A 14,883-nucleotide genomic window follows, 5' to 3' on the forward strand; every position below is an offset into this window, starting at 1 on the left:
AATTTGTCGAAAATAACACATTATGAAAAAAATATTTTTAATCGCTTTTTTTCTGATCGGAGCATTTGCAAGTCAGGCACAAGAGTTAAAGTGGTATACGGATGTTAGAGAAGCTATTACTGTAAGTAATAATAAGCAGAAACCAATGTTAATGTTTTTTACAGGAAGCGACTGGTGCGGATGGTGTATTAGGTTGCAGAATGAAGTTTTGAAAACAGCTGAATTTAAAAAATGGGCTGCAGATAATGTTATTTTAGTCGAATTGGATTATCCTAGAAGTGTGCCTCAAACTCCTGAAATTAAAAATCAGAATGTTGAGTTACAGCAAGCTTTTGGAATTCAGGGATTTCCGACAGTGTTTTTTACAAGTGCCGAATCTAAAGATGGAAAAATAAATTTCAAAGGATTAGGAAAAACAGGCTATGTTGCAGGAGGTCCTGCTGCTTGGCTTACCGTTGCAGAAGAAATTGTTCATCCAAAAAAATCTTAATGTAGTTTAGAATATACTTACAATATTTAAAAAACTCCTTACAAACTTGTAAGGAGTTTTTTTGTTTCGTAAGATTTTTTTTTCAATCGATTATATGTGAATTATTGTTTTGATATTTTATTTGTAATAAAAAAACGGATAATGTATTTTTTGTTGCAATAAAAATTGGAAAATTAAAATATTATGTTAATTTCGTCATGCTATACTAACCTAACCAAATATACCATGATTAAAAAATTACCTATCCTACTATTTTTTCTGGGTTCTTTTTTTATGCAGTCACAGACTCTAGCTTGGAGAACAAGCATGACGGATGCAATTGCCATAAGTAATGAAGAAAAGAAACCAATGTTAATCTTATTCACAGCATCAGGCGTTCCTGATAATCTTCAAAACGAAGTTTTTAAAACCCCTGATTTTGCTGTTTGGTCTCGTGACAATGTGATTTTAGTAAAACTTGATTTGTCTGACGCCTCTGCATCTGACGGAGATAAAGAACAGAATCTTAGATTAAAAAGTGCATTTGGCGTAGAAGATCTGCCAGAGGTCTGTTATGCTCTCGCTTCTACCAAAAAGAACAAAACGACTTTTAGCTCTTTAGGGAAACTTGCCTATAAGCCAGGCGGAGCAAAAGCTTGGATCGCCGAAGCAAATGCAATTTTGCACCCGGTTGAGACAGAATAAAAAATTTATATTAAGAACTTTCTTGTTTTAATGTTGAAGATCTCCTTTTTACGTGGTTCTAAAGGAGATTTTTTTAACTATTAAAAGATATGTTATACTATGTATTGATATTTAAAACGATTTTTTTTGGTTTATTGATAAAATTTGACGATTTTATTAATAAGTTTCATTTTTTAAAAATATTTTTAATTTTTCAATAGTATATAGTCTTGTTTTATAAGGATATTATGTTAATTTAGTCGCATTAATGTAATAAACCCCTAATGATATGACAAGAAAACTACTCATCCCACTGTTTTTTATAACTTCGTTTTTTGCGGAGGCGCAAAATATTGTTTGGAAAACGAATTTTAATGATGCTATTACTGTCAGTAATGATGAAAAAAAACCAATGTTGATTTATTTCACTATTGATGGAGCACCAAAAAATATTGAAACAGAGATATTTAAAACGCCTGACTTTGCTGTATGGTCACGTGATAATGTTGTTTTAGTAAAACTAGATCTATCTGATCAAAGTGTTTCTGAAGCCGTTAGAGATCAGAATATTAAAATAAAAAATGCTTTTGGTGTTGAAGAATTACCACAAGTGTGTTTTGCGATGGCTTCTGTGAGAAAAGGTAAAACTACTTTTAATGCACTTGGAAAAGTTGCTTACAAGCCAGGTGGAGCTAAATCATGGATAAATGATTGTAATTTATTATTACGTCCAGAATAAATTAAATCTAATTTATTTTAAAATATCCCTTTTCACTTATGGAGTGAAAAGGGATATTTTTTTTAAAACAGCTTTTCTTCCAGCATTTTTGAACGGCATATGAATTTGATGCATCTGCTACAATTGTTTTTGGGTGAATCTCCGTTAATATCCGGTCAAGATTTATTTTTGGAGATTGTATTAGAAGAATAATATCTGGCTGTATTTTAGTTTCAAAAATTGCGGTACTGTCAATTATTAAAATTTTTTGTCCATTAAAGAAAATTGTATTTTTAAGTTTGTCTGTTTTCTTTATAATGGCAAAATTGCCAGTTAAATACGAAGTTAAAACTTGATTCTGTTTGTTCTTTGCAAAAAGTGTATCAGAAGCAAATAATCGAATTGTGTTTCCTTTTCTTTCAGAAATTAAACTTTGCTGCTTAGTATTATAAATAATTAATTCTTGTTGGCCTGCTATTTCCTTTTTGGTATAAATGGCAGAAAGCTGGATTAGAATCAAACTGCCTAAAACAAATACAAGTTTGTTATATTTCGGAGTTTTGAGCCATAGGACGACCGCGATGATAAAAAAATAAAAACTAAAAAGATAATAAGTATTAAAGCTTATATCTCGAATTACAAATGATTCAAATGATGCTACAACGTGTGTCATTTTGTTTAAAATGAAAATGCTTTTTTCAAATATTTCAACCAGAAACAACGGCGGACTCGTAAAAATTGCAATTATCATTACAATTATTCCAGCGATCATAATAAAAGATAAAACAGGAAGTATAATAATATTGGTTACAAAAAATAACCCTGGAAATTGATGAAAATAATATAAACACAAAGGCAGTGTTCCTATTTGTGCAGCAAAAGAAACAGTTAAAGTATCCCAAATATATAGAATTAATTTGTTCTTTGGAGACCAGATTTTTTTTAGCAAAGGCTGCAGCCAAACAATAAAGAATAATGCTAAGTAACTCAATTGAAACCCAACATCAAATAAGAAATAAGGCTCAAAAAGTAAGATTAATAAAATTGAGACTAATAAAGTATGGTAAATATTGCCTCCTCTGCGCAAATAACTGCCGATTGCAACAAAAGAAAACATGACAACAGATCTTAGGACAGAAGGTGATAATCCTGAAATAACAGCAAAAGAGGCAAGAGAAAATAGAACACAGGCAAGTTTTAGAGCAGATCCTTTTCTGGTGTTTGGAATTGGTCTAAGAATAAAATTAATAAATAACATTATAAAACCAACATGAAGGCCTGAAACTGAAAGCACATGTGTGGCTCCGGAAAACTGATAATCTTGTATAATATCTGGAGATATTTCTTGCTGCTGGCCTAAAATAAGTGCTAGCGCAACATTCATTTCTTCTTTATGAAAATGGGCTTTTTCAAGGTTTTTGACAATTGAAGCATGAAGACGCCCGCAATAATACCAGATGTCTTTTTCTAGTGTTTTATTAATTTGTATTTCTGATTTTTGTAAATAAACCTGTGCATAAATTTGTTTATCTGCCAAATATCTGCCGTAATCAAATTGGTTTGGATTTTTGATGGGTTTGCTATATTGTAAAATCGTTTTGGCTCTAATTACACTTCCTAAAATAAGAGAATTTACAGTACTGTCTTTTCTGACATTAACAATTATTTTTCCAGAGTAATTTTTATTTTCAATATTATTTATAATGCCAATATAGCGATCATTATAGTCATTGCTTTTTAGTTTTTCTCTCAAAGTAAAATTTATAAGCAGTGGCTGACCTGTCTTTAAATGGCTGTAATTTGTGTTTTGATTAGATTCTGTATGTAAAAAAAGAATAATTACACCTGCAAAAAAGGATAGGAAAGAAGTGCTTATTCCAAAAAAGAGATTTAATTTATTTTTGCTGTTGGTTAAAAAATAAAGAGCGCCAAAAAGTATAAAGAAACAGCAAAACATAATTAGAGACATAATAATAGCGGGTCTCCAATAATACGAAGCAAGAATGCCAATAATGAAACTAATGGTAATTTTGACTAAAGGAAAATCTAATACTTTCATGGCTTAAAAGTATTAAAAAATTGTAAGAAAAATAATATATAAATTATTTTTTACTGAATTATGCGGTTCACCTGTTCAAAAGAATTTTTATAATAAGGCTCTTTTGTTGATGATATAATTACGCCTTTTGAAGTAGAAGAATGAATAAATTTTACTTCATCAGAATTAGTTTCGGTTATTAGGCCAACGTGATTAATTTTACTGCTTTTATTGGTTTTAAAAAAAATTAAATCACCTTTTTGGGCATCATTTAAAGGAATTACTTTTCCAATTTTCGCTTGTTCATAAGAACTTCTGGGAAGGTTTATATTTTCACTTTCAAAAGTTGTGTAAACTAAGCCGGAACAATCAAATCCATCTTTTGTTGTGCCCGCGGCTTTATATCTTACGCCAATATTTTCTGTCGCTTTTTTGATTAAATTATTTACTAAAGATCTATTTTCTGTTTTAGATTCTTTTTTGTTTACAGTTGTAGAAGTTGATTTACAAGAAGTAAAAGCGATTGCTAAAAGCAGAAAAATGATAAGTTTTTTCAAAATCAGGATTATTTAACTTGTTTTAAATCGGCAACAATAAGTTTTGCAGTTTTTTTGCTGGCTCCGGCACCGCCTAGTTTTTGTTCTAGTAAATTGTAATTTGTCAGTAGATTTTCGCGGTAAGCGGGTTCTAATAATTTTTGCAATTCCTCTTTAATTCGTTTTGTATTGCATTCACTTTGAATCAATTCGGTTACAACTTCTTGATCCATAATTAAATTTACAAGCGAAATGTATTTTAAGGTAATAATGCGTTTTGCAATTTGATACGAAATAGTACTTCCTTTATAACATACCACTTCGGGAACTTTAAAAAGAGCGGTTTCTAAAGTGGCAGTTCCAGAAGTTACCAATGCAGCAGTAGACGAACGCAGTAAATCGTAGGTTTTGTTCGATACAAATTTGATGTTTTTGTTACTGATAAATTGCTGGTAAAACTCAAAATCCTGACTTGGTGCGCCGGCAATTACAAATTCGTAATCCTGAAAATCATTCACAACACTTAGCATAACACTCAGCATTTTTGTAATTTCCTGCTTACGGCTTCCAGGCAAAATGGCGATTATTGGTTTTTCTCCCAGCTGATTCTCTTTTCTAAACAAAGTTTCGTCAAATGGCGGTTGATTTTGAATCGCATCAATTAATGGATGCCCGACAAAATCTACAGGGAAATGATGTTTGTCCTCGTAAAAACTTTTTTCGAAAGGCAGAATTACAAACATCTTGTCCACATCCTGTTTAATAGCTTTGATTCTGTTTTCTTTCCAAGCCCAGATTTGTGGAGAAATATAATAATGTGTTTTATAATGTAGTGCCTTTGCCCATTTTGCAATACGCATATTAAAGCCTGGGTAATCGATAAATATTAAAACATCCGGCTGGAATTCCAAAATATCTTTTTTACAGATTTTAATATTGTTCAAAATGGTTTTTAAGTTAAAAATAACTTCAATAAAACCCATAAAAGCAAGATCTCGGTAATGTTTTACTAAAGTGCCGCCTGCTTTTTGCATCAAATCACCGCCCCAGAATCTGATATCGGCTTGAGGATCTTCTTCATATATTGCTTTCATTAAGTTTGAACCGTGTAGATCTCCAGAGGCTTCGCCAGCAATTATATAGTATTTCATATCAATTTTTTTGAAAAGGGATTTCAGTTGTCAGCAGACAATATTTTGAATTACAAAGATAGGATTTAAATAAATAAAGTAGAAATTGCGAGAACAATCACTGCCAAAATCACTCCTCTTGCCATAAATTCTTTATTTCTTTTTAAAAGTATTATAAAAACAGGCAAGTCTAATATAGTGCCCAAAGTAACAATTTTTCCTAAATATCCGTGATCCTTTATAATTTGTAATCCCGTCGAAATATCGAAATTGGTAAAAAAAGTGATGAACAGATAGCTTCCTAGAAGTGAAGTAAAAATTCCAATAACAAAGCCAATTAATAAGTCTTTTTTATCCATTTAATTCCCAAGTATTAAGTTGTTGTATAGTGTGATGTGCTGTTAAATCAAATTGTACCGGAACGACAGAAATATATCCGTTTTCTAGAGCCCATTCATCGGTATCTTCGCCATTGTCTTCATTAGTAAATTTACCGGTAAGCCAGTAATAATCCTTTCCGTGAGGTGTTTGTCTCTTGTCAAATTTCTGGGCATAATAGGCTTTCGCCTGACGGCAGACTTTAATTCCTTTAATTTCGTTTTCTTTTAATTTTGGGAAATTAACGTTTAAAACTACTCCCGGCGGAAGTTTATTTTTGAGTGTTTCCAAGGTTATTTTTTTGACAAATGATTTAATTTGTTCAAAATCTGCATTCCAATCAAAGTCTAATAATGAAAATCCTATTGCCTGAATTCCTTCTATTCCTGCCTCAACAGCTGCACTCATAGTTCCGGAATATATTACATTTATAGACGAGTTTGATCCATGGTTAATTCCAGAAACGCAGAGATCCGGTTTTCGTTTTAAAATCTCATTTACTGCCAATTTTACACAATCAACAGGTGTTCCGGAACAGCTGTATTCTGTGATTAAATCTTCTTCTTTAGAAATTTTATCTAAAAATAAGGTGTTGTTAATAGTAATTGCATGTCCCATGGCACTTTGAGGTTTGTCCGGGGCAACAACAATTACTTCGCCTATAGTTTCCATTACACTTATTAATGCTCGTATTCCGGGAGCCAGAATGCCATCGTCGTTAGTAACTAATATAAGTGGTTTTTCTTTTTTCATTATTTTGAATTTTTAATGATTACAGCATTTAAAAAGCAAATGTAATAACAGATTTAGCTTGATTAATTACAAATAAAATAAAAATTGTTAACTAATTCTAAGAAGATTTTAGAGCATGAAACATTTTTATATCTTTAACAAAAAATTATAGTAGACTTGGCTGTTGTGGCATAGTTTTTACCGTAACTTAGATAAAAAAATTGATGAATGCTATTATTAAATTTATGAAAAGAAATTATAAAATACTTATAGCCGTATTATGCTTATCTCTAACATTATTTGCTTTTAAAATAAATGCAAATAAGTTTGATGATCCGGATCCAAATAAAGATAAAACACTTTTAGAATTGCTTGCATTTGTTATCGAAAAAGGTCATTACAGTCCTGCAGAAGTGAATGATGAATTTTCTAAAGGTATTTTTAAAGATTACATTGAAGCTTTGGATCCCTCTAAAAGATTTTTTCTGCAGTCTGATATAGATGAGTTTAAGCAGTATGAATTAATGCTTGATGATCAGTTTTTGAATAAAGATATTACTTTTTTCAACCTGACATATACCAGGCTGATGAAACGTATGGAAGAAAGTAAAAAACGTTATAAAACGATTTTAGCTCAGCCATTTAACTACAATGTTGATGAAACTTTTAATGCAGATTACGAGCATATTCCTTATCCGAAAAATTTAGCTGAAATAAATGAAAGATGGAGAAAACAGATTAAATTATCTACGCTTTCATCTCTTGTAACTAAACAGAAAATTGAAGAAGAAAAGAAGAAAAAAGATCCAGCTTACAAAGAAAAAACTTTTGAAGCTTTAGAAAAAGAAACGCGCGAAAGTTCTTTAAAATCTTTAGATGATAATTTTAGTATCATTAAAGATCTGAACAGAGAATATTGGTTTTCAATTTATTTGAATTCTATTATGACTCGTTTTGATCCTCATACAAGTTATTTTGCTCCAGAAGAAAAAGACCGTTTTGATGTTAATATCAGTGGTAAATTAGAAGGTATTGGAGCAAGATTAACAAAGAAAAATGACTTTACTCAAATAGACGAATTGATTTCTGGCGGACCGGCTTGGAAAGGAAAACAACTTGAAGCTGGTGATTTGATTTTGAAAGTAGCACAAGGAAACGAAGAACCTGTAGATGTTGTAGGTATGCGTTTGGATGATGTTGTGAAAAAAATTAAAGGTCATAAAGGAACTGAAGTTAAGCTTACAGTAAAAAAAGTAGACGGAAGCATCAAAGTTATTTCTATTATCAGAGATGTTGTTGAGATTGAAGAAACATACGCAAAATCTAGTATTGTAGAGAAAAATGGTTTAAAGTATGGTGTAATTTATCTGCCTAAATTCTATATTGATTTTGAAAACAAAGACGGTCGTGATGCCGGGAAAGATATTGCTCTTGAAGTTGAAAGACTGAAAAAAGAAAACATAAACGGAATTGTTCTAGACGTACGTGATGACGGTGGTGGATCTCTTTCTACTGTAGTTGACATAGCTGGTTTATTTATTGAAGAAGGACCAATTGTTCAGGTTAAATCTGCCGGAAAGAAAAAAGAAGTTCTGTACGATAAAGACAAAAAAATAGAGTGGGACGGACCATTGGTTATTATGGTAAACAGTTTCTCTGCTTCTGCATCTGAGATTTTGGCTGCCGCAATTCAGGATTATAAACGTGGTGTAATTATCGGAAGTAAACAAACTTACGGTAAGGGAACTGTGCAAAATGTATTAGATTTAAATCAGTTTGTTCGTAATGCAAATTTTGGAGATTTAGGTGCTTTGAAAATTACAGGACAAAAGTTTTATAGAATTAACGGAGGTTCAACTCAGTTAGAAGGTGTTCATAGTGACGTTGTAATGCCAGATCGTTATGCTTACCTAAAAATGGGAGAACGCGATATTGATAATGCAATGCCTTGGGATAAAATTGATCCTGCAGATTACAGCACTTGGACATCTAATGAGAATTTTACCAGAGCGATTATTAACAGTAAAAACAGAATTGCACTAAACGATCAGTTTAAATTGATTGAAGATAATGCAAAATGGATTGATGTTAAGAACAAAGAAAATACCTATAGCTTGAATATCAATAGCTTTAAAGCTACTCAGGAACAAGTTGAGAATGAAGGAAAAAAATATAAACCAATCTCTGATTATAAAAACAGCTTAATTTTTAAATCACTTCCTTACGAGGATGCAGAGATGAAAGCAGATGCTGCATTAAAAGAAAAAAGAGATTCTTGGCATCAAGCTTTGGCTAAAGACGTATATGTAGAAGAAGCATTAAATGTTTTGGATGATCTACAGCCTAAAGGAATTGTAAAAAATACAGTTTCTCCTAAAATGAAAAAAGAAAAACTGGTAAAATCATAAAAACCAGTAGACATTAATTTTATAAAAACGCTCTGTAAATTTATTTTTATGGAGCGTTTTTTTGTACGTTTATCCCAAGAAAAGATTATTGTATATGAAAAAGGCGGTTGTTTTTGGTTTAATGATTATGGTGTTTTTGTCCTGTAAAAAAGAAGAGATTAAAACAGATAAAGAAGAAATTCCTACAGAAGCAGTTTCTCTTGTTTCAAATCAAAAAAGGTCAGATTCATTATATTCTTATAAATATCTCCCAACGTCAACGACTAAGCAGATTGTAAAACATCAATATTATACACTTTCATATAATGAAAAGTTTGAGCAGGCCGAGTGGGTTGCATATGAATTGAAGAAAGAGAATCTGAAGAACAGAAATTATCGACGTCCTTATTTTGTAGAAGACCCTAAAGTGACCACGGGTTCTGCAGATTGGAGGAATTATAAAAATTCTGGTTATGACAAAGGACATCTTTGCCCTGCAGCCGATATGGAGTTTGATGAAGATGCCTATAATGATACTTTTTACACATCAAATATTTCTCCTCAAAAACATGATTTTAACTCGGGTATTTGGAATAGATTAGAACAAAAAACACGCTATTGGGCAGAAAAGCATAACGATATTTATATTGTAACAGGCGGAATTTTGAAAGATTCAGACAAAAAAATAGGAACAGAAAATGTTTCTGTTCCTAAGTATTTTTATAAAATTGTTTTAGCTAAATCGGGAAACGAACATAAAGCAATTGCTTTTTTGGTTCCAAACGAAGACAGTAACAAACCTATCTATGATTTTATAGTTCCAATTGAGACTTTAGAAAAAATGACTGGAATTGATTTCTTCCCGAATTTAAAAAACTTAAAAAGTAGTCAAAGCTTTTAGATCAGCAATAGTTTCAATGGAATTTTCAGCTTTAAAAACAAAGCTTCCTGCTACTAAAACATCAGCGCCGGCTTCTACTAATTGTTTCGCATTTTTATTGGTTACACCGCCGTCAATTTCAATAATTGTTGAAGCATTTTTACGAGTAATTAGTGCTTTTAATTTTTTAACCTTATCGTAAGTATTTTCTATAAACGACTGTCCTCCAAAACCTGGATTTACACTCATAATACATACTAAATCAATATCGTTAATAACATCTTCTAAAAGATCAATATTAGTATGCGGGTTTATTGCTACACCAGCTTTCATTCCTTCGGACTTAATTGCTTGAAGTGTTCGGTGTAAGTGTGTGCAGGCTTCATAATGTACTGTTAAGCCATTGGCTCCTAAATCTGCAAAAGTTTTGATGTATCGATCTGGATCTATAATCATTAAATGAACATCAATATATTTTTTTGCATGTTTTGAAATTGCCTCTAAGACCGGCATTCCAAAAGAGATATTCGGAACAAAAACTCCGTCCATAATATCGATATGAAACCAATCAGCCTGACTGTTATTAATCATTTCTAGATCTCGCTGTAAATTAGCAAAATCAGCAGCAAGGACTGAAGGAGCAATAAGTGTATTTTTCATTTTGTAGTAGTGTGTTGTTTTTTTACAAAGATAAAATTTTTATGATTTAGATTGAAATTTAAGCACAAAGTGCGCAAAGAATTACGCAAAGTACACAAAGTTTTTATGCCGAATGTTAGTTGATTTAAAGTTCACAAAGCTTTGGAACTTTGAGTTTTTTGTGAATCTTTCAGGGCGAAAAAAACTTTGCGTGCTTTGCGGTAAAATTTTTAAATAAAAAACTCCGGTAATCAGCCGGAGTTTCAATCATCAATCAAAAAACGAACAGTCAATCAAACTGTTGTTTACTGTTTAGTCGAAAGTCAAATGTCTTAAAGTCAAAAGAGACTTTTGGACTTTATAAACTTTCGAACTTTAAGACTAAATTAGCCTAAGTAAGTTTTAAGTATTTTACTTCTAGAAGTATGTTTTAATCTGCGGATTGCTTTTTCTTTAATCTGACGCACACGCTCACGAGTTAAGTCAAAAGTTTCTCCAATTTCTTCAAGAGTCATTGGATGTTGATCTCCAAGACCAAAATACAAACGAACAACATCGGCCTCTCTTGGAGTTAATGTTTCTAAAGAACGTTCAATTTCAGTACGTAAAGATTCGTGGATTAATTCTCTGTCCGGGTTTGGAGATTCTCCAGAACGTAAAACGTCATAAAGGTTAGAATCTTCACCTTCAACAAGAGGTGCATCCATAGATAAGTGACGACCAGAGTTTTTCATAGACTCTTTTACATCATTTACAGTCATGTCAAGTTCTTTTGCAATTTCTTCAGCAGAAGGTGGACGCTCGTTAGATTGCTCTAATAACGCATACATTTTGTTGATTTTATTGATAGAACCAATTTTGTTTAATGGTAAACGTACAATACGTGATTGCTCAGCTAAAGCTTGAAGAATCGATTGACGAATCCACCATACAGCATAAGAAATGAATTTGAAACCACGAGTTTCATCAAAACGCTGTGCTGCTTTAATTAAACCTAAGTTTCCTTCATTAATTAAATCGGGAAGAGTTAATCCTTGATTTTGATATTGTTTAGCCACAGATACTACGAAACGTAGGTTGGCTTTGGTTAATTTTTCTAAAGCTCTTTGATCACCAGCCTTTATTCTTTGTGCTAATTCTACCTCTTCATCAGCGGTAATTAGGTCAACTTTTCCAATTTCTTGTAGATATTTGTCTAACGATGCAGTTTCACGATTAGTTACCTGCTTGGTAATTTTAAGTTGTCTCATGTTGTTGTCTCCCTATTTTTTAAAGTGTACAAATAGTTATACGTAAGAAGTGGTGAAAAAGTTACAATTAAAATAAAATATTTTTAAAATTGTAATTATTGAAGTAAAAATCCCAGCACACAATGAACCGGGATATTTTTAATTTAATTAGAAATAGTGTCTTGCACCTCTATTATTTCTTTTATGTAAACTGGTTTGCCACTGAAAGAAAAGCCTTCTAATGTCACTTCAAATTTGCCAGATACATCAGAAGTATAAAATGAAATTGAAGAACTTATAATAGGAGTATTTGGAATCCACAAAAGCTGATGTCTGTAGTCTGGAATTCTGTCATTTTTACTGTTTGAATAATCAGGATGAAAATATTCTTTTCTTGCCTGTGGTCTTATGAGCTCTGGTTTTAGTATAAAATCACCTTTTAGGGATGTTTCATAATCTCCCTTTTTTGTTGAAAAAAAGATTAATCCGTTGAATGTTTTTGCTCCATAATAGTACAGTCCTTTAACCACATTTACCTTGTCGATATTTTTAGAATTATAGCTGAAAAATTCTTTTAAATCTTCAATTATTAATCCGTCAACCGCAACTAATGGCGGTAAAGGTGATTCGTAATTTTCATCAAAATCAAAAATTTGTATCGAGTAATTATTGTTCTCTTTTTTATAAATAACACCATTTAAAATTTCTGTAATTGTTTCTGCTACTGTTTGAAATCGTGTAAATTCATCTAACCTGAACTCGGTAGATTTTGACCCATAAAAAGGAACAAAATTACCCGAAGCAACTAAACTATCCTTTTTTATATTATAATAAGCATTTTCTACTTGACTTGAAATCAATCTTTCAGTTATATTTTTGCTGGATTCCGAATTAAGTTGAAAGTTAGAATAGGTAAGACTTGAGAAATCAATTTTCTTTGGTTTATCTAATTCTATAACATATTTTTCTTTATTTTCTTCTAATAATTGAATTACAATATTTGGATTCGGATTTGATTTTTCTAAATTAAAAATAAATCTTCCCTGCTGATCTGTCATCGCTATTTTTAAATCATAATCTTTTCCAATAAGCGACAGCGCTACTTTCTTGTTTTTAATTTCTGCTGTTGTGGAACTTATGCGGCCAGAAATTATTTCTCCTCGTAATTCAGGTAATGTAAAATTTAGGGTAGTAATTTCGTTAAGATCTTTATTTTGATTTTCTGCTTGATATTCTTTAACACTTTTTTTCTTTTGAGCAGAAAAACCGTCGGACTTTCTAACGGACACTGTATAATTTCCATTTAAAAAATCATCAGAAGAAGTGTTGATTTTTAGATCAATTTTACTTCTATTATTAAATGTTTTATTTTTAAAATCAAAAGATATATTTTCGTCAGCTATTGGTTCTAATGAAGCTGTTTCTTTTTGATCTCCCGTCAAAGCCAGTTTTTCTTTATAAGGATTTATAATAAAAATATCAGTGCTGAAATACTCTTCTATGTTTTTATTCAGCATCCAGTTTGTGTATCCTACTATTTTATAAGTTCCAGTCTCGAATGTAGTAGGAATAAAAAAATCGCCGTTTCCTGCTCCGTTTTCAAGGAATATTTTCTGGCTTACAACAGTTTTTTTCTCGCTGTTGATCAATTCAAAATAAACTACTTTACTATGTTTGGATAAAGCTTTAGTGATTTTATCTGTACAAAATATGTTGTAAAGTAAAGTTTCTCCAGTTAAATAGGAATTGGCGTTTGTTGTGATAAAAACTGATTCACGTAAATTTTGATCAATTTTATTCAGTTCAGCAATAGAATTGTTGTTTTGGCCGAATACAATCTGCTGATAACTTAATAGTAAAGTCAGGACTAATATATGTTTTAATCTATCCAAAATGATGGTTTTATATTTGATGAAAAAGAAGTACAGTCGCCGCATTGAATATCATAAAGTATGAAATCGGGCGTTTCCGTCGGATAATAAACTCTAGTTCCTGATTTTAGTAACTCTACTGCGACATTTGATGAAAAAGAAAAAACATATTGGTCAACTGAGGCTTCTGGTATAGGATAAGGACAGTCGTACTGATATTCAGGAGTAAATTCTTTTGGAAATAGATCTCTAAAATTAAAAAATATTCGTTTTTCAGAATAAGTAGAAACATTAAAAAAACCAATTATTTTTTCTCCCGGATTATCTACAGATTTTAGGTTTCCGGAAAAAAAACCTGGCTGGGTTTGTGAGAGTATGTTGCCAGAATTAGATATTTGTTTTAAGGTTTCATAAAAAGTCTGCGCAGCTAAATTTTGTACATATTGTTTTACCAAAATACTGTATCTATTTCTAATAATTTTATTTTTGCTGTCTATGAACCTAACAGGAAAATTAACTACTTTATCTTCACTGAGTTTACTTGTATTTGTTAGAAGTAATTCGTTTGAAGTTTGATATGAGTAGCACGTTCTTGCTTCTTCTACTCGATCAACCAATTGAATTTTTCCATTTACAACGACAGCTTTTTTTGCGTACCATTTTGAAGCGATTACTTGATATGTTTCTTCATATTCATATCTGTAATATTTTGACATATTAGTGGGATCACTGCTGTTTACGGTAATTTCTACTCCCAGTTCATCATTTTTAGTAATTGCAGTTGCTTCCAAATGATCAATTTGAGTTTGTTGAGGCAGTTTTTCTGCAGTTGATATATAGGTTTTACCATCTTTGGTCAATACATGCAGTTGATACGCTCTTCCTGAACTTGCCTGAAACTGATTTAAAGATACATATGTGCCGTTCTTTTCTTGAAAATCATATCTGTCGCCTAAATTATCTGTTATATATACAGCTGCACCAGTTTCAACTTTTGGAGTACTTTCTTCAAGAGTATAAGTTCTCGAAATTTTAATTTCCTGAAATTTTAATTGATTTGTTATAGTAGCTTCTACAACGAGGAGGTCTTCAAATTCTTGTGTTTGATAATTATAAGGAGTTGTACAGCCAAAAGCCAATACAGCAAATATTATTGAAAGGAATTTATATAGGAAGATTTTTTTCATAATCT

The 14,883-nt window shown here is 31.4% G+C and carries 14 protein-coding genes; 5 read left to right on the top strand and 9 right to left on the bottom strand.

Annotated elements, in window-relative coordinates; all coding sequences use genetic code 11:
• Positions 1-22: 22 nt before the first annotated feature.
• From B0A68_RS19835 to B0A68_RS19845, 3 genes are all read left to right on the top strand, one after another.
• On the top strand, positions 23-490 hold the full coding sequence (locus B0A68_RS19835) for a thioredoxin family protein (protein ID WP_035686232.1): 468 nt from the start codon (positions 23-25) through the stop codon (positions 488-490).
• Positions 491-715: 225 nt separating this feature from the next.
• Positions 716-1,174 (top strand): thioredoxin domain-containing protein, encoded by a 459-nt coding sequence (locus B0A68_RS19840; protein ID WP_035686230.1) that lies wholly within the window; start codon positions 716-718, stop codon positions 1,172-1,174.
• Between the two features lie 268 nt (positions 1,175-1,442).
• Positions 1,443-1,892, top strand: coding sequence for a thioredoxin domain-containing protein (locus B0A68_RS19845; RefSeq protein ID WP_035686228.1), 450 nt, complete (start codon positions 1,443-1,445; stop codon positions 1,890-1,892).
• Positions 1,893-1,899: 7 nt separating this feature from the next.
• Here the strand turns inward: B0A68_RS19845 and B0A68_RS19850 are convergent, their stop codons facing one another.
• The 5 genes from B0A68_RS19850 to surE all read right to left on the bottom strand — a co-directional run bounded on the left by B0A68_RS19850 (position 1,900) and on the right by surE (position 6,706).
• Complete coding sequence (locus B0A68_RS19850) at positions 1,900-3,930, bottom strand: ComEC/Rec2 family competence protein (protein ID WP_035686226.1); 2,031 nt, start codon at positions 3,928-3,930, stop codon at positions 1,900-1,902.
• Positions 3,931-3,980: 50 nt separating this feature from the next.
• Positions 3,981-4,466 (bottom strand): C40 family peptidase, encoded by a 486-nt coding sequence (locus B0A68_RS19855; RefSeq protein ID WP_035686223.1) that lies wholly within the window; start codon positions 4,464-4,466, stop codon positions 3,981-3,983.
• A gap of 8 nt (positions 4,467-4,474) precedes the next feature.
• Positions 4,475-5,596: a lipid-A-disaccharide synthase gene (gene lpxB, locus B0A68_RS19860; RefSeq protein ID WP_035686220.1), complete on the bottom strand. Its 1,122-nt coding sequence runs from the start codon at positions 5,594-5,596 to the stop codon at positions 4,475-4,477.
• Between the two features lie 65 nt (positions 5,597-5,661).
• Entirely contained in the window at positions 5,662-5,934 is a 273-nt protein-coding gene (locus B0A68_RS19865; RefSeq protein WP_035686217.1) for a hypothetical protein, read from the bottom strand.
• Positions 5,927-6,706: a 5'/3'-nucleotidase SurE gene (gene surE, locus B0A68_RS19870; RefSeq protein WP_035686214.1), complete on the bottom strand. Its 780-nt coding sequence runs from the start codon at positions 6,704-6,706 to the stop codon at positions 5,927-5,929. The genes B0A68_RS19865 and surE overlap by 8 nt, the downstream gene beginning before the upstream one ends.
• Before the next feature lie 203 nt (positions 6,707-6,909).
• On the opposite strand from surE, the gene B0A68_RS19875 reads away from it, so the two are divergent.
• On the top strand, positions 6,910-9,093 hold the full coding sequence (locus B0A68_RS19875; protein ID WP_035686211.1) for a carboxy terminal-processing peptidase: 2,184 nt from the start codon (positions 6,910-6,912) through the stop codon (positions 9,091-9,093).
• Positions 9,094-9,187: 94 nt separating this feature from the next.
• Positions 9,188-9,973: a DNA/RNA non-specific endonuclease gene (locus B0A68_RS19880; RefSeq protein WP_035686208.1), complete on the top strand. Its 786-nt coding sequence runs from the start codon at positions 9,188-9,190 to the stop codon at positions 9,971-9,973.
• Here B0A68_RS19880 and rpe read toward each other — a convergent pair.
• The 4 genes from rpe to B0A68_RS19900 form a co-directional block, all read right to left on the bottom strand.
• Positions 9,950-10,612 carry a ribulose-phosphate 3-epimerase gene (rpe, locus tag B0A68_RS19885; protein WP_035686205.1) on the bottom strand — a complete coding sequence of 221 codons (663 nt, stop codon included), beginning with the start codon at positions 10,610-10,612 and terminating at the stop codon, positions 9,950-9,952. The two genes, B0A68_RS19880 and rpe, sit on opposite strands and share 24 nt — an antisense overlap.
• 365 nt (positions 10,613-10,977) lie before the next feature.
• On the bottom strand, positions 10,978-11,841 hold the full coding sequence (locus B0A68_RS19890; RefSeq protein WP_007804760.1) for a sigma-70 family RNA polymerase sigma factor: 864 nt from the start codon (positions 11,839-11,841) through the stop codon (positions 10,978-10,980).
• 143 nt (positions 11,842-11,984) lie between these two features.
• Positions 11,985-13,712: a hypothetical protein gene (locus B0A68_RS19895; RefSeq protein WP_035686203.1), complete on the bottom strand. Its 1,728-nt coding sequence runs from the start codon at positions 13,710-13,712 to the stop codon at positions 11,985-11,987.
• Positions 13,700-14,878 (bottom strand): DUF4249 domain-containing protein, encoded by a 1,179-nt coding sequence (locus tag B0A68_RS19900; RefSeq protein ID WP_035686201.1) that lies wholly within the window; start codon positions 14,876-14,878, stop codon positions 13,700-13,702. The genes B0A68_RS19895 and B0A68_RS19900 overlap by 13 nt, the downstream gene beginning before the upstream one ends.
• Positions 14,879-14,883: the final 5 nt, after the last annotated feature.

It is taken from the genome of Flavobacterium reichenbachii (assembly GCF_002217435.1).
Lineage (GTDB): Bacteria > Bacteroidota > Bacteroidia > Flavobacteriales > Flavobacteriaceae > Flavobacterium > Flavobacterium reichenbachii.

Bases quoted from the DNA above. Each gene is read 5' to 3' on its own strand.
- B0A68_RS19845 (WP_035686228.1), top strand. From the start codon at position 1,443: ATGACAAGAAAACTACTCATCCCACTGTTTTTTATAACTTCGTTTTTT.
- B0A68_RS19890 (WP_007804760.1), bottom strand. From the start codon at position 11,841: ATGAGACAACTTAAAATTACCAAGCAGGTAACTAATCGTGAAACTGCA.
- B0A68_RS19850 (WP_035686226.1), bottom strand. From the start codon at position 3,930: ATGAAAGTATTAGATTTTCCTTTAGTCAAAATTACCATTAGTTTCATT.
- rpe (WP_035686205.1), bottom strand. From the start codon at position 10,612: ATGAAAAATACACTTATTGCTCCTTCAGTCCTTGCTGCTGATTTTGCT.
- B0A68_RS19865 (WP_035686217.1), bottom strand. From the start codon at position 5,934: ATGGATAAAAAAGACTTATTAATTGGCTTTGTTATTGGAATTTTTACT.
- B0A68_RS19880 (WP_035686208.1), top strand. From the start codon at position 9,188: ATGAAAAAGGCGGTTGTTTTTGGTTTAATGATTATGGTGTTTTTGTCC.
- surE (WP_035686214.1), bottom strand. From the start codon at position 6,706: ATGAAAAAAGAAAAACCACTTATATTAGTTACTAACGACGATGGCATT.
- B0A68_RS19840 (WP_035686230.1), top strand. From the start codon at position 716: ATGATTAAAAAATTACCTATCCTACTATTTTTTCTGGGTTCTTTTTTT.
- B0A68_RS19900 (WP_035686201.1), bottom strand. From the start codon at position 14,878: ATGAAAAAAATCTTCCTATATAAATTCCTTTCAATAATATTTGCTGTA.
- B0A68_RS19875 (WP_035686211.1), top strand. From the start codon at position 6,910: ATGAATGCTATTATTAAATTTATGAAAAGAAATTATAAAATACTTATA.
- B0A68_RS19835 (WP_035686232.1), top strand. From the start codon at position 23: ATGAAAAAAATATTTTTAATCGCTTTTTTTCTGATCGGAGCATTTGCA.
- lpxB (WP_035686220.1), bottom strand. From the start codon at position 5,596: ATGAAATACTATATAATTGCTGGCGAAGCCTCTGGAGATCTACACGGT.